The 24,985-nt window shown below is 65.1% G+C and carries 21 protein-coding genes; 5 read left to right on the forward strand and 16 right to left on the reverse strand.

Annotation, left to right across the window (positions count from 1 at the left end; all coding sequences use genetic code 11):
• Positions 1-48: 48 nt before the first annotated feature.
• The 12 genes from ML401_RS32840 to ML401_RS32895 all read right to left on the reverse strand — a co-directional run bounded on the left by ML401_RS32840 (position 49) and on the right by ML401_RS32895 (position 16,925).
• Positions 49-1,449, reverse strand: a complete 1,401-nt coding sequence (locus ML401_RS32840) for a selenium-binding protein SBP56-related protein (RefSeq protein WP_211415664.1) — start codon at positions 1,447-1,449, stop codon at positions 49-51.
• Positions 1,450-1,863: 414 nt separating this feature from the next.
• Positions 1,864-2,802 (reverse strand): dihydrodipicolinate synthase family protein, encoded by a 939-nt coding sequence (locus tag ML401_RS32845; protein WP_285808188.1) that lies wholly within the window; start codon positions 2,800-2,802, stop codon positions 1,864-1,866.
• Between the two features lie 127 nt (positions 2,803-2,929).
• Positions 2,930-5,011, reverse strand: a complete 2,082-nt coding sequence (locus ML401_RS32850; protein WP_285808190.1) for a methyl-accepting chemotaxis protein — start codon at positions 5,009-5,011, stop codon at positions 2,930-2,932.
• A gap of 104 nt (positions 5,012-5,115) precedes the next feature.
• Positions 5,116-5,886 carry an enoyl-CoA hydratase gene (locus ML401_RS32855; protein WP_285808192.1) on the reverse strand — a complete coding sequence of 257 codons (771 nt, stop codon included), beginning with the start codon at positions 5,884-5,886 and terminating at the stop codon, positions 5,116-5,118.
• On the reverse strand, positions 5,883-6,359 hold the full coding sequence (locus tag ML401_RS32860) for a MarR family winged helix-turn-helix transcriptional regulator (RefSeq protein WP_211415660.1): 477 nt from the start codon (positions 6,357-6,359) through the stop codon (positions 5,883-5,885). Before ML401_RS32860 ends, ML401_RS32855 begins: the two co-directional genes overlap by 4 nt.
• A 48-nt stretch (positions 6,360-6,407) precedes the next feature.
• Positions 6,408-8,078, reverse strand: a complete 1,671-nt coding sequence (locus ML401_RS32865) for a tannase/feruloyl esterase family alpha/beta hydrolase (protein WP_285808196.1) — start codon at positions 8,076-8,078, stop codon at positions 6,408-6,410.
• Between the two features lie 68 nt (positions 8,079-8,146).
• Positions 8,147-9,391: a phosphoglycerate dehydrogenase gene (gene serA, locus ML401_RS32870; protein ID WP_285808197.1), complete on the reverse strand. Its 1,245-nt coding sequence runs from the start codon at positions 9,389-9,391 to the stop codon at positions 8,147-8,149.
• Between the two features lie 160 nt (positions 9,392-9,551).
• A complete protein-coding gene (locus ML401_RS32875; protein ID WP_285808199.1) occupies positions 9,552-10,784 on the reverse strand; it encodes a rhodanese-like domain-containing protein in 1,233 nt (410 codons plus the stop codon).
• 96 nt (positions 10,785-10,880) lie between these two features.
• Entirely contained in the window at positions 10,881-12,164 is a 1,284-nt protein-coding gene (locus ML401_RS32880; protein WP_285808201.1) for a DUF1963 domain-containing protein, read from the reverse strand.
• A gap of 159 nt (positions 12,165-12,323) precedes the next feature.
• On the reverse strand, positions 12,324-13,502 hold the full coding sequence (locus tag ML401_RS32885) for a PepSY domain-containing protein (protein WP_285808203.1): 1,179 nt from the start codon (positions 13,500-13,502) through the stop codon (positions 12,324-12,326).
• Between the two features lie 2 nt (positions 13,503-13,504).
• Positions 13,505-15,835 carry a TonB-dependent siderophore receptor gene (locus ML401_RS32890; RefSeq protein WP_285808205.1) on the reverse strand — a complete coding sequence of 777 codons (2,331 nt, stop codon included), beginning with the start codon at positions 15,833-15,835 and terminating at the stop codon, positions 13,505-13,507.
• Positions 15,836-16,040: 205 nt separating this feature from the next.
• Positions 16,041-16,925, reverse strand: a complete 885-nt coding sequence (locus ML401_RS32895) for a dihydrodipicolinate synthase family protein (protein WP_285808207.1) — start codon at positions 16,923-16,925, stop codon at positions 16,041-16,043.
• Between the two features lie 177 nt (positions 16,926-17,102).
• Between ML401_RS32895 and ML401_RS32900 the strand changes: the two genes are divergently transcribed.
• Positions 17,103-18,515 (forward strand): FAD-binding oxidoreductase, encoded by a 1,413-nt coding sequence (locus tag ML401_RS32900; protein WP_285808209.1) that lies wholly within the window; start codon positions 17,103-17,105, stop codon positions 18,513-18,515.
• 9 nt (positions 18,516-18,524) lie between these two features.
• Positions 18,525-19,205 carry a GntR family transcriptional regulator gene (locus tag ML401_RS32905; protein WP_259217858.1) on the forward strand — a complete coding sequence of 227 codons (681 nt, stop codon included), beginning with the start codon at positions 18,525-18,527 and terminating at the stop codon, positions 19,203-19,205.
• A gap of 6 nt (positions 19,206-19,211) precedes the next feature.
• On the opposite strand, the gene ML401_RS32910 is transcribed toward ML401_RS32905, so the two are convergent.
• The 3 genes from ML401_RS32910 to ML401_RS32920 form a co-directional block, all read right to left on the reverse strand.
• Positions 19,212-19,376: a hypothetical protein gene (locus ML401_RS32910; protein ID WP_198172788.1), complete on the reverse strand. Its 165-nt coding sequence runs from the start codon at positions 19,374-19,376 to the stop codon at positions 19,212-19,214.
• A 126-nt stretch (positions 19,377-19,502) separates the two neighbouring features.
• A complete protein-coding gene (locus ML401_RS32915) occupies positions 19,503-20,483 on the reverse strand; it encodes a DMT family transporter (RefSeq protein WP_285808214.1) in 981 nt (326 codons plus the stop codon).
• The gene (locus ML401_RS32920) at positions 20,428-20,751 is read right to left on the reverse strand and encodes a hypothetical protein (RefSeq protein WP_285808216.1); all 324 of its coding nucleotides are present in this window, start codon (positions 20,749-20,751) and stop codon (positions 20,428-20,430) included. The genes ML401_RS32915 and ML401_RS32920 overlap by 56 nt, the downstream gene beginning before the upstream one ends.
• Before the next feature lie 208 nt (positions 20,752-20,959).
• Between ML401_RS32920 and ML401_RS32925 the strand changes: the two genes are divergently transcribed.
• Entirely contained in the window at positions 20,960-22,981 is a 2,022-nt protein-coding gene (locus tag ML401_RS32925; RefSeq protein ID WP_285808218.1) for a YgiQ family radical SAM protein, read from the forward strand.
• Positions 22,982-22,996: 15 nt separating this feature from the next.
• Here ML401_RS32925 and ML401_RS32930 read toward each other — a convergent pair whose 3' ends face one another.
• The gene (locus ML401_RS32930) at positions 22,997-23,290 is read right to left on the reverse strand and encodes a DUF718 domain-containing protein (RefSeq protein WP_259217863.1); all 294 of its coding nucleotides are present in this window, start codon (positions 23,288-23,290) and stop codon (positions 22,997-22,999) included.
• A gap of 293 nt (positions 23,291-23,583) precedes the next feature.
• On the opposite strand from ML401_RS32930, the gene ML401_RS32935 reads away from it, so the two are divergent.
• Both ML401_RS32935 and ML401_RS32940 read left to right on the forward strand, forming a co-directional pair.
• The gene (locus ML401_RS32935; RefSeq protein ID WP_285808221.1) at positions 23,584-24,042 is read left to right on the forward strand and encodes an Rrf2 family transcriptional regulator; all 459 of its coding nucleotides are present in this window, start codon (positions 23,584-23,586) and stop codon (positions 24,040-24,042) included.
• Positions 24,043-24,067: 25 nt separating this feature from the next.
• Positions 24,068-24,751 (forward strand): class I SAM-dependent methyltransferase, encoded by a 684-nt coding sequence (locus tag ML401_RS32940; protein WP_285808223.1) that lies wholly within the window; start codon positions 24,068-24,070, stop codon positions 24,749-24,751.
• Positions 24,752-24,985: the final 234 nt, after the last annotated feature.

Genomic DNA, 24,985 nt, shown 5'->3' on the forward strand with positions numbered 1-24,985 from the left:
CAAGCGCGAGCCACAGCCAGCCGAGCGCCGGGTTCGCATGGTTCCCATCTAGACCGACGGGTAGCAAAAGGAGTCGGTCGAACAGTCGCCGCCCTCGAGCCTGATCTGGTGCGCACGATATCCGTCGGGGAAGCTCACGAAATAATCCTTGTCGAGCTCGAGGCCCCCGTTGCGACCGACATTGGCCATGACTTCCACGCCCGGAACGCCGTCGGGATAGAACTGGTCGTCCCAGGTGGAATAGAGCGAATTGGTCCAATAGACGCGCTTGCCGTCACGGCTGATCTCGACCATTTGCGGGCCCGCCGCAAAGGCCTTGCCATTCGGATGGGGGGTGCGGCGCGCGATACCGCCGATATGGACGGAGCCCGCAAGCTTCGGTTTGCGCGGATCACTGACGTCGTACTGGCGCATTTCGCCCGTACCCCAGCACGAGACATAGAGAAACCGATCGTCCATCGACAGATCGATGTCGGTCACCAGCGGCGGCACGGCGCCAAACCCCTGAAGCAGCGGCGGGAGCTGCTCCTTTGGCGCGGGCTCGGGTGGGATCGTCGCCGTCTTCTCCGCATGGAATTTCCCGCCTTCTCGCCACCAGGTCCAGATCGATGCTTCGAGATTCGTGGTGTCGACCACGACGCCGACGAAGCCGTACTCGCGAACCGGATCGTGCGCCGGCCGCACCTCCAGGGCCATCTGATGATTGGCACCGAGGTCGATGGTCTGGACGTTGCGACGGGCGCGAAGGTCCCAGAAGTGCAGACGATGACCATATTTGTTCGCAAGCAGATCTTCCGGGACGATCCCGTTCTCGAACTGCGGCGGCAAGGCCCATTCGCTCGTCACCATGTAGTCGCGCGGCAGATTCCACCAGAAATCATAGTGCAGCGTCTGCGGACCGCGGTCGATCTCCCATCGTCCCAGGACCTCGAACGTCTCGCAATCCATGATGAAGACACCGGGAGGACCGTTGGTGCCGTCCTTGCCACCGCCGCCCAGCGTGCTGACGTAAATGCCGTCCGGCCCGCAATGGATGGTATGCGGCCGCGAGTAACCGGTCTTCTTGAAGACTTCTTCCGGTTCGATGATCTTATGGATCTTGGCTTGGGTCGGATCGGGCTTGGTATCGATGATGTAGATGCGCGACGAACGCAGCCCGGGAATGATGAGATAGCGCCGCTCGATGAAGGCATGTCCGGCGAGCGGCGACAAGGCGGAGGAGCACGCATTCCAGCCGAAGTGATGAAACTCATCGCCCTTGTTCGGCATCGTCACGGTGTGGACGATCTGGCCATAGGTCGGCGATCCCGGCTTGACGTCGATGACCGCGAGAGCATCCGGCTTCGAGAAGTCCGGACTGAGCAGCAACGTGTAGGCAAAGTTCTCCGCAGGTGCTTCCATCGCAAGCTTGGGCGATGCGTGAAAGGTGGGATCGGGCCTCATCGTCATGGCACTGCCTCCCTGTTCTGTCGGTTCGCTCCAACCTGGCTCGGGATAACGGCATAATGAAGAGGTGTTACGCGATGTCTTGAGATGCTCCGGGCCGGTTGGCGAACGTACAATATGTCATCGCCGTGCCGGGGGAAACTGGTCGAACCGCGCTAATTCGACGCCCTCGGGTCGAAATGCGGATCTACGCAGGACGACGCAAGGGCCCGGTTTCCAATCGTCGGCGAGTGGACGCTGGCACGTTAGCCCAGTTGGCGCGGCGCATTTGGCTTTCGTAGGGTGGGCAAAGGCGCGCAGCGCCGTGCCCACGGTCTTTCTCGATGGCAACAGGTGGTGGGCACGCTTCCGCCTTCGCTCTGCGAGCTACGGCGGACAAGTCGCTTTGCCCACCCTACGACAGCGGGATCTGCGGCGTTACTTCCCCCACCGCAAGGCCAGCGCATCGCGCTCCTTCGCCAGCTCCAGCAATCCCGCCCTTGTCGCCGGATGCAGCGGCTGCAGCGGGTGGCGCACGGCGTCCGATTTGATCACGCCGCCGGCCTGCATCATGACCTTGCAGGCAATCAGGCCGCATTGACGGTTCTCGTAATTGATCAACGGCAGCCAGCGTTCATAGGCCGCCTTCGCCTTCTCGCGGTCACCGGCGAAAGAGGGATCGACGATCTGGCGGATGCCGTCGGGATAGCCGCCGCCGGTCATCGCGCCGGTGGCGCCGGCGTCGAGATCGGCGAGCAGCGTGATCGCCTCCTCGCCGTCCCATGGGCCCTCGATGTCCTTGCCGCCCGCCTCGATCAGGCTGCGCAGCTTGGCGGCGGCGAAGGGCACCTCGATCTTGAAGTAGCGGATGTTGGAGAAGTCGCGCGCCAGCCGCGCCAGCAGCTCGACCGACAGCGGCGTGCCGGCCACCGGTGCGTCCTGGATCATGATGGGAATGTCGATCGCGCCCGAGAGCACCTTGAAGAATTCGACGATGCCTTTCTCGGGCACGCGGAAAGTGGCGCCGTGATAGGGCGGCATCACCATCACCATGGCGGCGCCCGCCGCTTCGGCCTGCTTGCTGCGCGCGGCGCAGACGGCCGAGCTGAAATGGGTGGTGGTGACGATCACGGGAACCCGGCCCGCGACATGCTCCAGAACCGCATGCATCACGGTCTCGCGCTCGGCATCGGTGAGCACGAACTGCTCGGAGAAATTGGCGAGGATGCAGATGCCGTTCGAGCCGGCGTCGATCATGAAATCGATGCAGCGGCGCTGGCCCTCGAGATCGAGCTCGCCGCGCTCGTCGAAGATGGTGGGCGCGACCGGAAACACGCCGCGATAGGGGCGCTGGGCCTTGTGTGGGGTGACCGGCATCGAACTCTCCATCCCTGATGTCTTACGTCTGTCGCCGCAAATGTGATGCGGCGGCACAGATGTACCCGCCGCGCGGATCGGCGGCAATGCCGAACGCACGACGTCAGGATGGAAGGATGAGGCGGAACTATGCGGTCTTCACCGCGCCCAGGAAGCCCTCGACCGCGACGCGAAGACGATCGGCGTCGGCCGACATTTTCTTGACGGATTCCGACAACACCGTGCCGGCGTTGCCGGTCTCCTGGTTGAGCCTGGCGACGCTGCCGATGGTGTCGGTGACCTCGCGGGTGCCTTGCGCGGCCTGCTGGAAGTTGCGCGAGATCTCGGTGGTCGCCGCGCGCTGCTGCTCGACGGCGGCGGCAATCGCCGTCATCTTCTCGTCGATGCCGCCGATGGCGCCGCCGATCGAACGGATGGCTGCGACCGCCTGGCCCGTCGCGCCCTGGATCTCCGCGACTTGGCGCGAGATCTCTTCCGTCGCGGTCGCGGTCTGGGAGGCGAGGCTCTTGACCTCGCCGGCGACCACGGCGAAACCGCGGCCGGCCTCGCCCGCACGCGCGGCCTCGATGGTGGCGTTCAAGGCCAGAAGGTTGGTCTGACCGGCGATGGCGTTGATCATCTTCACGACCTCGCCGATGCGGCTTGCGGTCTGGTCGAGGATTTCGACCGTCGCGTTGGTCTGCTCGGCCTGCGATACGGCTTCACGGGCCTCGCGGGCGCTGGCCTGCACCTGCGCCGAGATCTCGCCGACGGACGCGGAGAGTTCTTCGGTCGCCGCCGCGATGGTCTCCAGGTTGTTGGTGGCCTGCTCGGCGGCGGAGGAGACCGCGGCGGTCTGGCTGCTCGATTGCGACACCAGCGAGCGCACGCCGGTCGCGGTGGCATCGAGCTCCCGCGTCGAGGCCGCAACACTTTGGATCACAGCCTGAACCGTATCGTCGAAGCTGCGGCATGCGGAATCGACGGTGCCGGAGCGGGCGAGCTGCAGCGCCTGCTGCGATTGGCGCTCATGGCCCAGACGCTCGGCAGTCGCCGCGCTCTCGCGCAGGCTTTCGAGCGCGGCGGCCATGGTGCCGAACTCGTCGGGATGCCGGGATTGCGGCACCGGCGTCGCATAATCGTGCGCGCTGATGCGGGCGATGGCGTCGAGGATGGCGCGCACCGGGCGCATCAGGCGCGTGCGCACTACGAACACGCCGGCCAGGGTCACGGCCAGCGCGAGCAGGAACGCGAACGACTGCACGATGAGATTGGTGAGGGCCTTGGTCTGAACGGCTTCCGCACGCGCGATCGACTGGTCGAGCGCCGTGTTGGCGACCGCGACGATGGACGCGAAGGGCGACTGGCACAGCGTGTTCCATTCCGCAGGCGGCATCGCCGACTTGCCGCTGCCGTCGAAATTCCGCGTGAGATCGTTGATCTGCTTGAGAACGCCGTCGGTCTTGGCCTTCGCGTCCGTCGCCGCCTTGACCAGTTCCGCCGGCGCGTCGGGCGCAGCCAGCAACTCGGCCATGCCTGCCCAGCCGGACGTGATGGTGCCGTCCCATTGCGCCACCGACCGCTTCTGGGCGTCATCAAGCGGCTTGCTGCTGTTGACGTTCGAGCGAAGGGACGAGCAATGGATGCCGTAGCGATCGCGGACCTGCCAGGCGAAACGGCGGACCTGAATCATGCGCGCGATATAGGGATCGTTCATCCAGGCACGGTTCGACACCGCGGTGGAAGCAAGGTTGGCGGTGTCGATGACCTTCGTGACGGCATCGTACCAGGAATTGGTCCGATCGATCTTACGCTCGGGACGCGGCAGCTTCGCCTCGTCGTAGAACAGCTGGAACTTCGGGGCGGCCTCGCTCCAGCGCTGCTTCAGCGTGCTTGCGAGTTCGTCGCGGCGGGCGAACTCGACGGTTGAGAGCGCTCCAACGATGGAATCATAGCCGGCCTGCTCGGCTTTCTCGGCCGCACCGAGCTTGGCACGCGGATCATCCTCGCCGAGCAGCGCGCTCTGCGCATCACCGCGATTGTTACGCAAAGCAAGCACGCCGTGGAAGATCGCCTTGTCCGCATTCGCAAGCCGTTCCGTCTCCAGACTGTCGCTGTAGCGGCCGAACGCGCCGAACATCTGGATCGCGGTGCTGGTCAGCGCGCCGACGGCCAAAAGCGCCATCAGAACAAGAAGTAGCTTGCTTACCGATTTCTTAAAGATTGACATGGCCAGGGGACCTACTCTCCGCGAGTGGTCACCCTGCACCGGCACATCCCAAAGTTCCGTTAAACTTGTATCAAATGTTAATCGCCGGCCTGCCAGGCCGCCGTTCACGCGACCTTGGTGAAATCGGGCGGACGGCGCTCGGCGAAGGCCGTGAACGCCTCGCGCGCTTCGGCGGTGCGCAGGCGCTGGCCGAACTGCTCGCCTTCGGCCTGCATCTGCGTGACCAGCGCCTCGCCGTTGCGCATCAGGCGCTTGGTGGCGGTGAGAGCGCCGGCCGGCTGGCGGGCCAGGCGCTGGGCGAGCGCGAGCGCCTCGGCATCGAGCTTGTCGAGCGGGACCACACGGTTGGCGAGGCCCCATTGCAGCGCGGCCTGCGCCGGCACCGTTTCGCCGAGCGCGAACATCTCATAGGCACGGGCATGGCCGATGCGCGCGGGCATCAGCAAGCTGGACGCCGCTTCCGGCACCAGCGCGAGGCTGACGAAGGGCGTCGACAATTGCGCGTTGTCGGCGAGCACCACGAGGTCGCAGTGCAGCAGCATCGTGGTGCCGACGCCGACGGCGCGGCCCTGCACCGCCGCCATCAGCGGCCTCGTGCAGCGCGCCAGCGACTGGATGAAGCGGACGACATTGCGGCTGCCTTCGGACTTGCCGGCTGCGACCGCGGCAAATTCGCCGACGTCGTTGCCGGCGGTGAACATGTCGCCTTCGCCGCGGATCAGGATCACGCGGGCCGATGCGTCGCTCTCGGCGGCTTCGATGGCGTCGGCGAGCTTGCCGTACATCGCATCGGTCAGCGCGTTCTTCTTGTCGGGCCGCGCCAGCGTGAGGGTGAGGATTCCGTTATTGGTTTCGATCCGGACATGCTCGGTCATTGATCTGCTCCTTGGTCTGAATGTCGTGTTTCTGAAGATCTTGGAAACTTGTCCTGAATGCTGGTCAGCCAGCGCGCGACGATGTCGATCTCGGCCGCCGTAAATCCCTCCGTCAGCGCCGCGTTGACCTGCTCTGCGCCGGCTTTCGCCTGCGCCAGCGCGGTGCGTCCCTTCGGCGTCAGAAAGATGCGCCACGCGCGTCCGTCTTCGCGATCGACCCGTCGCTCGATCAGCTTCGCAGCCTCCGTGCGGTCGACGAGGCCGGAAATGCCGGCCGGACCCATGTCGAGCGCCGCGCCCGCCTCGCCCATCAGGACGCCGTCCTGCTTGCCGAGGATGAACAGCAGTCCGGCTTGAGCCGGCGTCACTTCGTTGTCCGGCTGCGCAGCCATCCAGCGTTGCAGGCGGCGTTGTGCGACGTTGAGCAGGTAAATCAGCCGATGATGCCGCGCGCCAGCCGCTTTATTTCGCATGCGAAATACTTAGCCGGGCGCGAGGTGGTTGTCAAACGAACCGTTTGACTACGGCGCGCAGGTGAAGCTCGCCGCCTCGGTCACCGATCCCGACTTGTAGTGCGGCCAGGCCGGCCAGCGGCACAGCGGCAGCGCCCGGGTCACTGCGAAGGACGGCGCCTCGACTTTCTGCTCGCTGACTTCGAGATCGCCGGGTGCCTTGCCCTTCTCGACCCAGTCGACCAGCACGCTGAGCATGTCGACATTGGCCGGCGCGCCGGAGCCGACATGGTCGACGCCGGGCGCGGTGTAGAGCCGCGCGAATTCGGCGGTCTCGGCCTTGCCGAGCTTGCGCTCGACGCTCTCGAAATAGCGGATGCCGGCATAGGGGCTCTGGGCATAATCGGCCATGTGCTCGAGCATGATCAGCCGGCCGCCGCGCGCGCGGAAGCGGCTGAGATCGGGATCGGTCGAATCCATCAGCTTCGACACTTCGAGCAGCCGCGCCTTGTGCTCCTCCACCTTGTAGGTCGTGACGTCGAGCTTGGGATCGCGCGCGAACACATATTGGATGCCGCCGGCGCCGTAGATCCAGGCGATGCCGTTGTTGGGCGCGGGCGGCTGGGCCGGCGGCGCGGTGCCGAGCCACCACGCGGTCCAGCCGCCGGTCGGCCCGATCGCCGGCGTGTCCTCGCCCGAGACGCCCCAACCCGGATAGTCGTCGAGGCCATTGGCGAGCGCGAACGGGAATTTGTAAGGTCCGTGCAAGATCTCGATCGCCTTGATCTGCGCATCGGTGAGACACTGATCGCCCGTCTTTCCGTCCGCGCAGCGCAGCGTCTCGGCCTTGAACGCGGCCTTGCAGCCGACGGGATCCTGCACCAGCGCATCGTCGGAGCCGTCGGCCTTGTCGCACGCCGCCCGCACGGCCTCGCCGACGAGCTTCACCTGCGCCGGGTTGATCCAGCCTGCGCCCATGGTGACGAGACCCGAGCGCGTGCCGGCGTGCTGCAGGCCGACCCAGTTGATCACGGGCACGCGGGCGAAGATGCCGTCGAAATCGTCGGGGTAACGCTGTGCCATGGTGAGGCCTTCGCGGCCGCCCTCGGACGAGCCCATGAAATACATCTTGTCGGGCTTCTTGCCGTAAGCACGCTCCATCAGCCCGACAGCCGCGTCGCGCACCCGCTTGTAGGCGCGATGGGCAAAGTTCTCGAACGCCTCGTCATTGAGCGCAAAGACCTGCGGCAGTTCGCCTTGCTTGGTCTCATGGCCCGAATCCGTGCCGTAGGTGACGAAGCCGCGCGCCAGCGGCGACGGTCTGTCGAACGGATAGGCCGGCGGCAGCGCAAGGCCGGTGATCAGCACGCCGTTGAATCCGCCGCCGCCATATTGCAGCGAGCGCCCGTTCCACTCGACGGGAAGGTTGACCTGAAACTTGATCGGCGGCGCCTTAGGGTCGACGGGGTCGATATGGCCGAGCACCTTGCAGAAGGCGGGACTGGCCGGCGTAACGCGCCCCGACGGCGTCGGCCCGCGTTCGGCAACAGCGAGCGGCGACGGTGCTTGCAGCGTTGCGGAATCGACCTTCACGGCGTCAGTGCCGCCGTTGAGGCCCTTGCAGACTGTTTCTGCATTCTCCGCCAGGGTGGCGGCGACCACCGCGTTCGCGCTCAGGGCGGCCGCAGCGCCCACGAGCCATGCGCACAGCTTCGCTGTTGTGAGCGTCATCGTTTCCATCCCTTGTGTCTTATTCAGTCCGCCAGAGGCCGCATTCAATGCGACCTCCGGGCAGCCGTCAATGGACGCTAGTGCTCGAACACCAGCCGCGCGCCGACCGTGCCGTCGAGGCCGCGGATCTGCTGGAGCAGCGCGGCGGAATCCTGGCCACCGAGATCGGCATCGAGCACGACGTAGCCGAGGTCGCCCGCCGTCTCCAGATATTGCGCGGCGATGTTGATGTCGCGCTGCAGGAAGACCTCGTTGAGCCGGCGCAGCATGCCGGGCACGTTGCGATGGACGTGACTGAAGCGCGCGCCGGAGGGCCGCAGATGCAGCTGCACCTCCGGAAAATTCACCGCGCCCATGGTCGAGCCCGTGATGAAATAGTCGACCAGTTTTCGCGCGACTTCCCCACCGATACGCTCCTGGGCCTCTTCGGTGGAGCCGCCGATATGCGGGGTGAGGATGACGTTCTCGAGGCCCTGCACCGGGCTCTTGAAGCGGTCCGCGTTCGAGGACGGCTCGACCGGAAACACGTCGATGGCGGCGCCGGCGAGATGACCGTCGCGCAGGGCACGCGCCAGCGCGTCGAGATCGACCACGGTGCCGCGGCTGTTGTTGATCAGGAACGAGCCCGGCTTCATCGCCCGCAGCTCCTTCTCGCCGATCATGCCCGCGGTCTCCGGCGTCTCCGGCACGTGCAGGCTGACGACATCGCTCTGCGCCAGCAGCTCGTCCAGCCGCTCGACCGGCTCGGTGTTGCCGTGGCGGAGCTTGTCGGTGCGGTCGAAATAGATCACGCGCATGCCGATCGCTTCCGCCAGCGTCGAGAGCTGCGAGCCGATATTGCCGTAGCCGACGATGCCGAGGGTGCGGCCTCGCACCTCGCGGCTGCCGGTCGCCGACTTGTCCCAGCCGCCGTCATGAGCCGACACCGAGCGCGGGAAGATGCGCCGCAGCAGCATCACGATCTCGCCAATCACGAGCTCGGCGACGCTGCGCGTGTTGGAGAACGGCGCGTTGAACACGGGAATGCCGCGCTTGCGTGCCGCCGCAAGATCAACCTGGTTGGTGCCGACGCTGAAGCAGCCGACCGCGAGCAGCCCGTCGGCGGCGGCGAGCACCTCGTCGGTGATCTGGGTGCGCGAGCGGATGCCGAGCAGCGACACGCCTTTGAGCGCCTTGCGCAGATCCTCGCCGTCCAGCGCCTTGGTCAGCCGCTCGACATTGGCGAAGCCCGCACTCCTGAAAAGGTCGACAGCGCTATCATTGACGCCTTCGAGCAACAGTGCCTTCGCGCTCCGCTCAGGGCTTTGGCCTGGGGCTGACATGATGTCTCCGTGGATGATGAGCTTTGGCTGAGCACATAGACCGCCGACGATGCGCAGCACAATAGGTGTCGGATACGGGAAGAAGATGGCGGAACGCGAGATGCGCTTGGCATCCCACCAGCGCGGACATATCAGTGCGCCGTGGTCGTTTCGCTCGCCGTCAAATCACATAAAACCCATGCGTCCCGTCAAGACGCAGCTGCTCGACGAGGCCATATTCCCAATCGAGATAGGCCTGCATCGCTTTCTCCGCGACGTCGGTACCTTCGTAGGGACGGCGGTAGCGGTTGGCCGGATCGGGCTTGGGCAGCACGCGCGGCGCGCCGAGCTCGAGCGCGCTGTCATAGCCGCCTTCGAGCACATAGACCTCCCAGCCCATCTGCGCCAGCCACGACGCCGTCATGTCGGCGCGGACGCTCCTGTCGTCGGTCAGGACGATGCGCGCGCCGCGCACGGGCGCGGCCATGTCGGTTTCCTGCACGAGCTGGCCCCCCGGATAGTGGCGGAAGCCCGGCAGATGGCCGGCCGCATATTCTTCCGCATCGCGCACGTCGAAGCGGTACAGCGTGCGGCCGGTCTGCGCGGCAAGCGCGGCCATCTCGCTGGCGCCGATGTGGCGCACGCCGGCGCGATAGGCGACATCGCGCGCATTGGCCGGACCGCCCTCGAACGGTCCGATCTCGCCGCGCCTGTCGGCGCCGTGGTCGAGCGTGTGCCGCGCCAATGTCCAGCCGATGGTGCCGTTGCGCAGCGCCCGCACTTTGTTGGGCACGCCGGCATTGATCAGCGACTGGGTGCCGATGATGGAGCGGGTGCGGCCGGCGCAATTGACGATGATGGTGGTGTCAGGATCGGGCGCGGCCTGCCCTGCCCGCAGCACCAGCTCCGCGCCGGGCACGCTGACCGAGCCCGGAATGTTCATGGTCGCGTATTCCTCGAAGCGGCGAACGTCGAGGATGGCGATGTCAGCCTTGTCCGCGATCAGCTTGGCCACCTCGTCGGCACTGAGCGACGGCGTGTGCCTGCGCGACTCGACCAGCTCGCCGAACGCTTTTGAATAGGAGTTGACGTCCTCGAAGACCTCATAGCCCGCCGCGCGCCAGGCCTTCAGCCCGCCCTCGAGCGCGCTGATGTTGGTATAACGCAGCGCGGCAAGCTGCTCGGCACCTCGCGCGACCAGCCCCTCACCGTCGTCATACAGTACGATCGCCACGTCCTTGCGCGGCAGCCTCGTCTCGGCCTCGATCGCGATCCGGTCGGCAGCCATGTTGGCGGCGAACAGAGGATGCCCGGTCGCAAAGCCCGCCTCGTATCTGAGATCGAGCAGCGCGATTTCTTCGCGCAGCAGCAGCGCGCGGCGGATATCGGCGGGGGCGACGGTCGGGAGCTTCATGGCGTGAACCTTGAGGGAAGAGCCGTGAGCTTTTGGACCATTGCGGCGGCATTGGCCAGCGATATTAGCGCACGCGATACAAGCGTCGAGATCAAGTTAATCGCATTCGTAAGTGGCAACGACGTGCGAGAAGTCGCGTTGAGCAAGCGCATCGCGGTCAATCCAAAAATGAAGCACGCCGCCGATATCCGAGTGCCAATTGAAGAAGGCCGGATCACCCTTGATCTGAAGCAGCAACATGTCCTCCAGATGCTCCTCCGTCGCATCCTGAGGTCCGCTGCCATATCCCAGCATCTGATGAATCGCTGTTCTGAAATGGCGGCGTTGCCCGTCCTCTACGCTGGGGGTCGTCCAGAGATTCTGCCGCTCCAGATTCGCAACGTAGCTGAGAGGAGCTTCGTCTGGTGCGTCGACATCAGAGGTCGCCATGCTTCGGATCGTGTGGTTGATGGCATTGCCGAGGTCGTCCACGATTTCACCCGCATACGTGCGCACCTGCCCGTCCATTCTCTCGTAGGCCCCCACAACGTCGATCCACCACGATCTGAAGGTCGCCTTCGTGTTTGGATCGACATCATCCATCGGGGTCAGCGCCCGGCACCGCTCGAGCCATCCGATCGCACTGGTGCGAAGACGCTTCAACTCTACGGTTGCTTCGTCGGCGAGCGGCTTGCCGAAGTATCCGAACTTCAGATCGCGCTGGACGTAGGACAAAACCGACCGAACCACGTGAGTGACCAGGAGCCAGTTAAAAGGCCAGTCCTCGTCCTTTTCGTATGTGGTCACGCTTCGGAATTGAAGCAGATCATTCTCTGGCGGCTCGCCCGGACCCAGCGCCTTGCATAATTCCTTGATCATGAGTTCGCCTCCGACGGCATCCTGGTGGAAGTAGAAGTCGCGGAACGGCAGGAATGAAATTGGATATTTAAACTCGACCTTGGAATGAAGATCGAGATCGGGATTGAGCCATCTGACCTGACGATCGCCATTGGTCCCTGCCAGCGGCATCAGATTTGGCGGTGGAGCGCGGTCGGCATATGCCCCTCCGTGGGCCGGGCTATAGAGGACGCGGCACGGCGGATGTCCTTCGCCGACAAAGACGGAGCTGCAGAAAAAATAGAGCGTGCCGCGGGGCGGGAGCGGCGACCAGCCGGTTCCAGGCACTTCAGCCAAGTCGATCTGAGCCACGAATGTCAGCGCAACGATCTCCAAGGCTTCGTCGGCCCTGACTTCCGCCACGGGCCAGTCGAGGTGTGGTGGTAATTTGGGAAGTCCACCGAAGAAACTTCGCGCGGGGTGAGCCAGCGGTACGGGCAAATCGCTGCGTCTGACGAGCACTGCAGGTAGCGCCGTTTCCTCAAGGTCGTCTCGTTCAGACATTGCCGCAGAAGCCTCCCGACACTTTAAGATGGAAGCGGGATCGAACCATCCTGCGACGGTTCAGACAAGAGCTTGTTAGTCGGCAATGAGCGAGTCCGGGATTGTCTCGACCTCGGCACGGAATATCTGCCTTCGTGCTGTCGCCGGCCCGCTTGAGCTTCACTCGCCGGGAACGAGCCGCCCGAGCGGTGGCGGCGCCGGACGGCGCAGCTTGCGGCGCGACAGATAGAGCAGGACGCCCGTGACCGAGAACAACGGCATCATGATCGCGGCGATCATGAAGGCGAGCTTGCCGGGCCAGCCCAGGATTGCACCGCGATGGATGTCGTAGATGGCCGCGATGATCGTCTCGCCGAAGGTCTTGTCGGCATAGCGCTCCGCGGAGACCAGTTGCCCGGTGATGGCGTCGATGCGGAATTCATCGCGCGTGGTCTCCAGCAGCGACGCCTTGCCCCACGAGCGGATGCGGATCGCCGTGCCCGATCCCGCCGGCAGCGTCAGCAAGGCCCGGGAGAACCGGTCGCCCTCCTCGCGCTGGAACGTCATCCAGGCCTGATCGAATCCGATCAGCGATGCAGGCTCGGCACGGCCAGGCGGCGGCTTTGCGGGCATCTTCGCGGCGGTGACGTGTGGACGCGCCAGCAGCCAGGTCACGCCGTCCTTGTACCATTCGAAGGAGAAATACAGCCCGGTGAGCGCCATCGTCAGATAGACCGGCAGCACCCAGGTCCCGATCACCGTGTGCAGTGACCGGTGCAGGCCGCGGCCGCCCAGCCCGAGATTCGGCTTCAGCCACATCTTCACGCTGCCCGCGCGACGCGGCCAGCGCAGCACGAGGCCCGAGACGAGCATGACGATCAGGCCGAGCGCGATGCTGCCGGTGATCGGACGTCCCCAGCCCTTGCCGTCGCCGGGAAGCAGCAGCCAGCGATGCAGCCGGCGCACCGTCGCGAAGAACGCCTCGCCGCGCGGTGAGCCCAGCACCCGCGCATCGATGGGATCGACATAGAGCGAGGTCGGCCGGTCGCCCCGGTCGTCACGCGCAAAGCGGACATGGACCGCCGCCGACGGATCGCTCGACAGCGTGACGGCCGAGACCTTGCCGAGGTCCTGCGCCGCCTTCAGCCGCGCCACCAGCGCGTCCGGCGTCAAGGCCGGCGCCTGACGCGGCGTGACCTGCATGATGCCGGCGTTGAGATGATCGACGATCTCGTCCTCGAAACTCATGATCGCGCCGGTCAGCGCGATCAGGGACACCAGCAGCGCCAGGACCAGGCCCGCGACGGAGTGGACCTGAAACAGGACCGCCTTGACCGTGTGTCCCAGCCGCGCCGCCATGGCTAGAACTTCACCGTCGCCGACAGCGAGACGCGCCTGGCATCGCCGATGGCGACGTTGAGATTGTTGACCGCTGAGGGATAGTAGACAGTGTCGAACAGGTTCTTGACGTTGAACTGATAGATGACAGGCGTGTTCTGATATTTCGTCTCATAGGTCGCGAAGATATCGGCGGCGACATAGGACGGCAGAAAGAAGGAGTTGATGGAATCTCCTGGACGGTCGCCGACATAGCGCGCGCCGCCGCCGAGGCGGAGCTGGCCGGGCAATGCGGTGCCGAAGTCGTAGACCAGATAGAGCGATGCGGTGTTCAAGGCGACGTTTTGCAGCTTCTTGCCATACAGCGTCGGATCTTCCGACGCCGTCACGCGGGCATCCGTATAGCCATAGCTGCCGATCAGGGCCCAGCTGTCGGTGAGCCTGCCGGTGACGTCCAGCTCGACGCCGCGCGAACGCGCACGCCCGACGGTGTGGAGCTCGACGATACCCGCGCTGTTCGTCTTCGTCGTCTGCACGTTCATCTTGTCGAGATCATAGAGCGCCAGCGTGCCGGAGATGCGCTTGTTCAGATCGAACTTGACACCGGCCTCGTATGACACGCCCTCTTCCGGAGGGACGTTGGAATCGATCACCACGCCGATCGGCGCAATGGTCGAGTTCGGCTTCAGCGATTGAGTGTAGCTCGCATAGAGCGAGATCTGGTCGGTCAGCTTGAAGATGGCGCCGCCGAGCGGCAGCACCTTGTCCTGGGACACGTTGGTATTGGTGTTGAACGGCTTTCCGCGACCCGCGATCTGATCGTAGTCCATGTAACGCATGCCGCCGACCAGCGCGAAGCGTTCGGTCAGATGCAGGGTGTCCTGGGCAAACAGCGACCATTGGCCGAGCTTGTCGGTCTGCGCGCTGTCGGAGTTCGACGCCGTGGTGCCTGGTCCGATCAGCCCGTAGACGGGATTGTAGACATTGAAGGCGGGCGTCGTCTGCCGGATCAGGGTGTCGCGATAGATCGTGCGATATTGCCCGTCACCGCCGAACACCAGCTCGTTGCGCATGTCGCCGAGCCAGAAGCTGCCGGAAACATAGGACGTTCCGTAGCTGACGTTGCTGAGCGAACTTCCCGTGCCATCGTTGCTGCGCGTCTCCCTGCCGGTCGTGAAGTCAATATTGGTGATGCGAAGCTGGTTGGCGCTGAAGGTCTCCGTGTTGTAGCTGTAGCCGGCGTAGAGCTTCCAATCCTGGTTGAAACGGTGCTCGACAGATGCCTGCATCAGGTCGGATGTGCCCCAGGTATTGTTGAAGGGTTCATCCAGCCGTCGCGTCGCAGGCACGGCCAGCGGCGTCTTGGTCACTGGATTGAACGCCGTGCCGCGATCGAATGGGTAGATAAACTCGCGATGCTCGTAGTTGAGCTGCACCGTGGTGTCCTGGCCGTACCAGGCCAGCGACGGCGCCACCAGCAGCTCGCGGTGCCGGCCGAAATTGCGCCAATAATCTTCGCTGACACCGTAGCCGATGAAACGATAGGCGAGGCCCTGGTCACCGATCGGACCGGTGACGTCGAGCAGGCCGTCGGCGCCGGTCTTGGAAGCGCTGAAGGCCGAGCCGAGCAGCGTGACCGAGCCGTGCTGGTAGAGCTCGGGCCGCTTGCTGATGGTGTTGACGATGCCGCCGGGATCCATGATGCCGTAGAGCAGCGACGCCGGCCCTTTCAGCACCTCGACGCTCTCGACCGCGGGATTGAAGCTGCGGCCTTGCACCAGCGGCATGCCGTTGCGCATGATCGAGCCGTCGCGGTTGTCGCCGAAGCCGCGGCGGATCACGGCGTCCTGGCTGCCCGCAAGCGTATTGGTCTGGGTAATGCCGGAGACGTTGATGAGCGCGTCGTCGATGTTGCGCGGCAGCTGGTCCTTCAGCACCTGCTCGGGCACGACGTTGACCGCCTGCGATGTGTCGAGCGGCGAGGCGCCGCTGCGCAAAGTCGTGGCGCTCGGCATCGCGCGGTATCCGAGCTTGGCGGCCTGCTGTGCGGCTGCGTCCGCGGCGGCGCGCTCCGAGAGCGTCGGCGTAGCAGGTGCAGGATTGCGATTCGACTGGCGCCGCGCCGCAGTCTGCGTGCGGCGGGAAGACTGATCCGAAGCGCGCGCCGGTTTCGGCCGCGGCGCCGGCGCGTCCACCGTGACGGGCGGCAGCGCCGATTGGGCCTGCGCAGCCGTCGTGTTGAGGGGAGATGCGAGCAGCACCGCTGCACCGATGAGAAGACCTGCGCGGCTCTCGCCGGCGCGAAGACGATGGCTGCCGAGATGCAGGCCATCCACGGAGGCACGCACTTTCATTCCACTTCAATTCAGGAACATTGAAGTGTGCGCGTGTAACAGTCGTCTCGATTGAAGAGAACCGTAGACGGATTTGAATCGCTCTAGTGTTGAATCGTTCTAAGCGTAAATCCACGCCGAATGGCAATCACCGATTGATGCCGCAGCAAGGGCGGCACGCTGCGCGCGAATTTGCGAAGCAGCGTGTGGCGGAATTTTTGCGCCTTTACGCGGTGGCGGGCGCCGTCAACTCGTCGATCTTGCGCTTCAACGCAGCACCGTCGGACGACGCGCGCAGCGGCGGGCGCACGCGCAGCCAGGCGGCATCGCCGGTCTGCGCCGCGAGGATCGCCTTCAACGTCGCAGTGAAGGAGGCCGTCTTCAGCACGACGTCGATCGCAGCCTGCATCCGCGCTTCGACATCCTTGCCCTCGACCATTCCCTTGACGAGCTCGGGCACGACATTGGCCATGCCGCAAATGGTGCCGGCCCCGCCTGCGGCAATCGCGCGGGCGATATCGGCTTCGTTGCCGACGGTGATGGCGAGCTCGGGAGCTGCAGCACGGAATGCCTGGAACTGCTTGAAGTCGCCGCTGGAGTCTTTCAGACCCGCGACCACCTTGCCGTAACGCTTGCGCAAGCTAGCAGCGACAGTCGTGGGGATCGCAACGCCCGACGTCTGCGGGATGTGATAGAGATAGGCGCGCAACCGATCGTCGGCGACGCCGTCGATGATCGCAGCAAAGACATCCTCGATGCCTTCAGGCGTGACGCTGCGGTCGAAATAGGGCGGCAGCACCAGCACGTGACGCAAGCCGAGGCCGAGCACGGCGCGCGTCAGGGCGATGCTGTCGGTGATGGCGGGAAAGCCGCCGCCGATGCCGATGCGCTCCGGCGCAATGCCGGCCTTGAGCACGGCCTCGATGGTCGCGATGCGCTCGCTGACATTGAAGGAGGTGCCCTCGCCCGTGGTGCCGAACAGCACGACGCCGTCGACGCCCTTGCCGAACAGCTGCCTGGCGTGGGCCGCGAGCTTTGCCGAATCCACGCTGCCGTCGGACGCCAACGGCGTCGCCGATGCCACCCAGAACCCGCGAATTGCCTCGGTCATCACACTGCCCTTTGTTTCGATCCGACCTAAGCCTCTGATCTCTAACGATCTTACGGAGCTGTGCCGGGCCTTGTTTTTGCTTTACTTTTCATCTTGTACCTTACATACAAGACACGCGCAAACTCTTTCCGGCGTCACGGCGCGCATGGGCGCAGCCAAATATTGAGGAGGTCTCGCATGAACATGGTGACCCCCATCGGGCGACCCGACCAATTGCTCGGCGCCTTGCGCGACAAGCTCGGCGCGGCCGCCGTGTTGATCGGCACCGACGTGCCGGCGCGCAATTGCAACGACTGGAGCGCGAGCCTGCCGCAGACGCCGCTGGCGGTGATCCGCCCCGTGGACGCGCAAGGCGTGGCCGATGCGATTGCGACATGCCGGCAGGCGCATCTGCCGTTCGTGCCGCAGGGCGGACTGACCGGACTGTGCCGCGGCGCCTCGCCCGAGGCCGGCTGGGTCGCGATCTCGCTGGAGCGCATGACCGGCATCGAGGAGATCGATCCGGCGTCGATGACGATGACGGTGAAGGCCGGAACGCCGCTGGAGACGATCCAGAAGGCCGCGGACGAGGCCGGCTTCTTCTTCCCGCTCGACCTCGGCTCGCGCGGCTCCTGCGCGATCGGCGGCAATCTCTCGACCAATGCCGGCGGCAACCGCGTAATCCGCTACGGCATGACGCGCGAGCTGGTGCTCGGTCTCGAAGTGGTGCTGCCCGACGGCACCGTCATCACCAGCCTCAACAAGCTGATGAAGAACAATGCGGGCTATGACCTCAAGCACCTCTTCATCGGCTCCGAAGGCACGCTCGGCATCATCACCCGCGTGGTGCTGAAACTGTTTCCGAAGCCGCGCTCGACCATGGCCGCGCTGTGCGCGCTGAAGGATTATGCCGCGGTGGTCGCGCTGCTCGGCGCGGCGCGCAGCGGGCTCGGCCCACTGCTGTCGGCCTTCGAGGTGATGTGGCCGGACTATTGGGACGTGATCACGACCCGCGCCGGCGTGAAGCCGCCGGTCGCAGCTAACCAGGGCCTCTACGTGCTGGTGGAAGCGCAAGGCACCGACGAGAGCGTCGACGCGCCGCGCTTCCAGGCCTGGCTCGAAGAGCTGATGGAGGGCGGGCTGCTGGCGGATGCCGCCGTGGCGCAATCGCTGGCGCAGACGCAGGCCTTCTGGCGCGTGCGCGACATCTGCGCCGAGTTCGGCCAGGTGCTGGGCCCGCACATCTCCTACGATATCGGTCTTGCCGTGGCGCGGATGGACGAGTTCGCCACGCGCTGCAAGGCGGCGTTGGCCTCCGGCATCAAGGGCTGCGAAAGCGTCTATTACGGCCATATCGGCGACGGCAACCTGCATCTCGTCTCCTGGGTCACCGGCCTTGCCGTCGAGCAGCAGCCGAAGGAAGAGATGGACGCGATCATCTACGGACTGGTGCGCGAGCTCGGCGGCAGCGTCTCGGCCGAGCACGGCATCGGCACCATCAAGAAGAAATGGTTGGGACATGCCAGGAGCGAGGCCGAGATCGCGCTGATGCGGACGCTGAAAGCGGCGCTCGATCCGGACCAGCTGCTCAATCCCGGCAAGGTGGTCTGAGACAGGCAGATGCGCTCGCTCAAGCTCGATACGCCGAAATCGCTGTCGCAGCGGGTGATGCAGCGGCTGCGGCAGGCGATCATCGACGGCGAGTTCGCGCTGGGGGCCGCGATCTCAGAGGAGATGGTGGCGAGTTCCTTCGGCGTCAGCCGTACGCCGGTGCGCGAGGCCATGGGCCAATTGCAGGCGCAAGGCCTCGTGGTGATCCGCCCGCAGGTCGGCAGTTTCGTCTTTACGCCGAGTGCGGAAGATATCAGTGCGCTCTGCACCTTCCGCATCGCGCTCGAACCCAAGGCCGCCGCGCTCGCATGTCGCCACGACCGCGACGGTGCGATCGCCGCGATGAGCGAGGCGATCGCGGCGATGGAGCCGGCGGTCGCGGCCAAGGACAACATCGCCTATGGCCGCGCCGATGCCGCCTTTCACGAGGCGCTGTTCACCCATTGCGGCAACCGCTACCTCGCCGAATCCTATCAGCTGGTCTCGGGGCGCGTCGCCGCGCTCCGCACCAATCTGACCTCGCCGATCGACGTGCGCACCCGCACCTCGTTCGACGAGCATCGCAAGCTGCTCGATCTGTTCGCGCGCGGCGAGCTCGCCGCCTTCGAGGAGTTGATGACCACGCACATCACCAATTCGGGGCTGGTCTATGCCAGGGCTTTGAAGGTCGAGACATCTGAGGTGGATTGAGCGCGGCTATTTCGCGTCCTTCGATCCCGGCCTGTCCAGGAAATCCAGCGCGGTGTTGATCTGCTCGAGCTGGTGCTCGATCTTGTCGCGATCCTCGACCGACGGCGCCTTTTCGAGCTGCTCCACGAGCTTCTGCTTCCGCAACAGCAGGTTCTCTATGACTGTACTCACAGCTCCCCCAGCGCCAAAGGCGAACGTTGCGAGCGCGCGCGAGCCGGGCCCGCCGCAACACCTCCATCAGAATGTTCACGAGACCGGATGGTTCCTGCGGATGAACCGGCACGCGTGCGGATGGAACTAGCGGCGCAGGCTGGCCCAGACTCCGCCCAGGATCAGCAGGCCGCCGAAGAGATGGATCAGCTTCGGCGGTTCGCCGAGGATGACGAAAGACAGCAGCGCGCTCGCGATCGGCCCGAGATAGAGCACGAGCGAGGTCCGCACCGAACCGAACTTGCCGCCGAGCCAGGCAAAGCCGGCATAGGCGAGCAGGCCGGGAACGATCCCGGCGAAGACATAGGCCGAAAGCGCCTTTGTGCTGAAGACCTGAGCGGGCATCGCCCACATCTCCATGGCCGCGAGCGGTAGCGAGAACAGGGCGCCGGCGCCCGAGAACAGGCTGATGCGTGCCAGCAGCGAGGCCTTTGGCGCGGCGCGCGATTGCAGCAGCGTGTAGCCGGACCAGCCGAGCATGGCGATCACGACGAGGCCGTCGCCTGCCGCGGTCTGAAGCTCGATCAGCGTCTGCGGATGGCCGCCGGAGATGATCAGCAGCGCCCCCGCGAGCGCGAGCGCCGTGCCGAGCCATTGCAGCGGGCCGACATGCTCGATGCCGCGCAGGGCCGAAATCAGCAGCACCGTGATCGGCGACAGCGCCATGATCAGCGCGATGTGGATCGCCGTCGTCGATACGCCCGCGGCATAGACCGGACCGCCGCACAGGAACATGCCCATGAATCCGGCAGCGAGGATGGGCCAGATGTTCCCGGCCAGCGGCACGCGGCCATCGCGGATCTCCTTGAGCGCGATCGGCGCGAGCCCGATGGCGACGATGCTCCAGCGGAAGAAGGCGAGCGCGAAGGGCGGGACCGAGCCGGCAAGTCCGCGCGCCAGAATCTGATTGGAGGCCTGCGCGGTCGCCACCAGGATGAAGCCGATCAGCGCGATCGCGCCAAGCCAGGCGTGCGTGGACGGTGATGCACCGGTGCTCGCGTCACGACCGCCGTCAGAGGTTTCCTTGCCGGTTTCCTTGCCCGTTCCCTTGCCCGTTCCCTTGCCCATGGATCAATCGGATATCCGATGTCCGCCGCGGTGAGAACCCCGACGACGGCTCGTCCATATGCATATGCGGCACGCGCACCATTCCGGGAGGCGCGGAGATGCTCGCGAGCAGAACCGGCACGATGGGGGTGCGGGTGATCGAGACCGAGAACACCGCGAGCAGCGCGCACAGCATGCAGAGCCTCATCCGCACCGTCCGACGATCGGTGATCGGCAGGAACAGGAAAAACAGCATCGCCAGGATCAGCAGCGCATCGACCAGAAACATGGGGCTCTCCTTGAGGACTGGAGGGACCATGACGCGACGGCGCCGGCCGGTATGTGGACGGCGTCACACACCTGCCGCCGCGGGTCGGGGAGGAGACGGCAGGCGCTCGCGAACCCGTTAACGCACCGCATGGGGCGGCTCGGGAACCGCCATCTTTCACGCGCCCGTCGGTTGTATTCGCAGGCCCGGAGTCCTATGCCTACGCCCCATGGACACCCAGATCATCACCGCCGCAAAGCCCTTGATGGCGCACGCCCAAAAGCGCAAGCCGGCGCCGTTCCTCCCCATGAGCCGTGCCGAGATGGACGCGCTCGGCTGGGACGCCTGCGACATCGTGCTGGTGACCGGGGACGCCTATGTCGACCATCCTAGTTTCGGCATGGCGATCATCGGACGCCTGCTGGAGGCGCAGGGTTTTCGGGTCGGCATCATCTCGCAGCCGGACTGGCATTCGGCCGAGCCGTTCAAGGCCTTGGGCAAGCCAAAGGTGTTCTTCGGCGTCACCGGCGGCAACATGGATTCCATGGTCAACCGCTACACGGCGGACCGCCGCATCCGCAGCGACGATGCCTACACGGCCGGCGGCGAAGGCGGCAAGCGGCCGGACCGCTGCACCGTCGTCTACGCCCAGCGCTGCCGCGAGGCGTTCAAGGACGTGCCGATCGTGCTTGGCGGCATCGAGGCCTCGCTGCGCCGGATCGCGCATTACGACTATTGGTCCGACAAGGTGCGCCGCTCGGTGCTGGCCGACGCCAAAGCAGACCTCCTGCTGTACGGCAATGCCGAGCGCGCCGTGGTCGAAGTCGCGCAGCGGCTCGCCGCGGGTGAAGCGCCGCGCGCGCTCGACGACATCCGCGGCGTCGCGCTGTTCCGGAAAGTCCCGGAGGATTACACCGAGCTGCACGCCGACGATCTCGATTCCGCCGACGAGGGCGCGACGCGCCAAAAGGGCGCGACCGTGATCCGGCTGCCGGCGCTGGAGCAGGTCGAGCAGGACAAGGAAGCCTATGCGCGGGCCTCACGCGTGCTGCATCGGGAGAGCAACCCCGGCAATGCGCGGCCGCTGGTGCAGCGCCATGGCGACCGCGACCTCTGGCTCAACCCGCCGCCGATCCCCCTGACCAGCGAGGAGATGGACGCGGTCTACGATCTGCCCTACGCCCGCGCGCCGCATCCGTCCTATGGCGATGCGAAGATCCCGGCCTGGGACATGATCAAGTTCTCGGTGACGATCATGCGCGGCTGTTTCGGTGGCTGCACCTTCTGCTCGATCACCGAGCACGAGGGCCGCATCATCCAGAACCGCTCCGAAGGTTCTATTTTGCGCGAGATCGAAAAAATCCGCGACAAGACGCCCGGCTTCACCGGCGTGATCTCCGACATCGGCGGCCCCACGGCCAACATGTACCGGATGGCCTGCAAGGATCCGAAGGTAGAAGCCGCGTGCCGGCGGCCGTCCTGCGTCTTCCCCGAGATCTGCCCGAACCTCAACACCTCGCATGACGACCTCATCAGGCTTTATCGCAAGGTGCGCGAGACCAAAGGCATCAAAAAGGTGATGGTCGCCTCCGGCGTGCGCTACGACCTCGCGGTCGAGAGCCCGGAATACATCAAGGAGCTCGTTACCCATCACGTCGGCGGCTATTTGAAGATCGCGCCTGAGCATACCGAGCGCGGCCCGCTCGACAAGATGATGAAGCCGGGCATCGGCGCCTACAACAAGTTCAAGCGGATGTTCGACGAAGCCGCCGAACGCGCCGGCAAGAAATATTACCTGATCCCCTATTTCATCGCGGCGCATCCGGGCACGACCGACGAGGACATGATGAACCTCGCGCTGTGGCTGAAGAAGAACCGCTATCGCGCCGACCAGGTGCAGACCTTCCTGCCCTCGCCGATGGCGACGGCGACCGCGATGTACCATACCGGCGTCAATCCGCTGCGCGGCGTGCGCCACGGCGGCAGCGACAAGGTCGAGGCGATCAAGGGCCTGCGCCAGCGCCGGCTGCACAAGGCTTTCCTGCGCTACCACGACCCCGACAATTGGCCGGTGCTGCGCGAGGCCTTGATCGAGATGGGGCGCCGTGACCTGATCGGCTCGCAGCCGCATCAGCTCGTCCCCGCGCACCAGCCGCCTGGCACCGGCAAGGCCGCCGGCACGCGGCGGCCGGTGCGGCCGGGCGACAAGGCGCAGAAGTTCACGACCAAGGGCCTGCGGGTCATGAAGTAGCGGTTGGCGCGGCTCCTAAAGAGCCAGCACCACCTCGCCCGACACCGCATCGGTCACGCCGCGTCCGTTGCCCTGGTCCTCGAGCACCGACCTGAAACTGTCGAGCGTCTTGATCATCGCCGGACGCGCCGCGATCATCGCGTCCTGACTTGACCAGGTACCGATCAGGCAGAAGGTCTGCTCGCCGGTCTTGATGATGACGCCATGCTCGAGGCCCGGCCATTTCGCCTTGCCGTTCCGGTGCGCGTCGAGGAAGGCAGCTTCCTCGCCCTGCTTCACCTTGAATTTCACCACATTGTAAACCTGCATGACGCGCCTCCAAAAAAATGGATGGATGAAAACGGGCGCCGCGCGAGGTGACGGACAAAAAGTCCTCGCGGTGCCTGGCTGATTGTTGTCCTGGCGCGCGACGGCGTCACCGTGACAAATCGGCATGGCGGCCTCGGTCTTCATGCCTGCCGAAACAAAAAGCCGAAAACAACCCTATGCACAGTAGCCGGCATTAACGGAATCAATGGGTTAGCGCGTAGCAAAATTGGGAGAACGTCATCGGGCCTCGGCAGCGATTGACATTTGAGCCATCATGCAACATATAAAGTTACATGAAACGAGATTCCCGGCTGTCCGGCGTGCTCCATGTACTCTTGCACATGACGCAACACCCCGGCCCGTTCACGTCCGAGACGCTGGCGAAAGCCATGGACACCAACCCCGTGGTGATCCGCCGCATCATGGCGGGCCTGCGCGACCTCGGTTACGTCCGTTCCGAGAAAGGCCATGGCGGCGGCTGGACGCTGGCGTGCGACCTCTCGAAGGTGACGTTGCGCGACGTCTATGCCGCGCTTGGCAGTCCCTCGCTCCTGGCGATAGGCAACCGCACGGAAGCGCCGGGTTGCCTCGTCGAGCAGGCCGTCAACGCCGCGCTCGATCAGGCCTTTGCCGATGCGGAAGCGCTGCTGCTGTCGCGGCTCGGCGAGGTGACCCTGGCGATGCTGAGCGAGGATTTTCGCAAGCGCCTCGGCTCCCGCAAGCTTCAAGGCATCAGCGCACATCACGCCTGATGCCGGCCTAGCCAAGGACAACGCAATGACCAGCATTCAAGATATGTTCTCCGATCCGCAAGCCGTGGCGACTTACACCGAGGGACCGCCGCGCTTCGTTCCCGGCTACAATTCCATGCTGTCGATGGCGGCGATCCTGCTGGCCGAGCGCGCGCGTGACGACGCGCGCATCCTCGTGCTCGGCGCCGGCGGCGGCCTCGAGTTGAAGACGTTTGCGCAGGCGCAGCCCGCCTGGCGTTTCGACGGCGTGGATCCGTCCGCGGCGATGCTGGCGCTCGCACGGAAAACCCTGGGCCCACTCGCATCGCGCGCACATCTTCATCAAGGCTATATCGACGACGCGCCGCAGGGGCCGTTCGACGGTGCGAGCTGCCTGCTCACCCTGCACTTCGTGGACGTCACGGAGCGACGCCGCATTGCCTCGGAAATCCGCCGACGGCTCAAGCCGGGCGCGCCCTTCGTGGTCGCGCATTTGAGCGCGCCCGACGGCGAGGAGGAACGCCCGCGATGGCTGTCGCGGTACTCCGCGTTCCTCGCTTTCTCCGGCGTCGAGCCCGACAAGGCGGCAGCCGCGCGGGACGCCGTCACCAACCATCTGGACATCCTCACGCCCGCGCAGGACGAGGCGGTCCTGCGCGAGGCCGGCTTCTCCGAGCCGACCCTGTTCTACACCGGCTTCACGTTCCGCGGTTGGGTGGCCTACGCGTGAGGCGGCACGGCTTTGTCATCTCTGCAGGGATGCAACCGCTGAAGCGATCCTGCCTCGGGACATGAACCGATTGCGAAGCGTTATCTGCGGGAGATCGAATTCATCGGTGTTCAAGAAAGCAGCCGATCCAAGCGAACACACACACTCTCTTCGCGCAGGAGTTTCTTCTTGGGCTCACGGAACCATTGTTCCTCGAGTCCATTGGCTCACTGACACAAGCTTCATTCAGGAGAT

The organism is Bradyrhizobium sp. 62B, assembly GCF_030272265.2.
Taxonomy (GTDB): domain Bacteria; phylum Pseudomonadota; class Alphaproteobacteria; order Rhizobiales; family Xanthobacteraceae; genus Bradyrhizobium.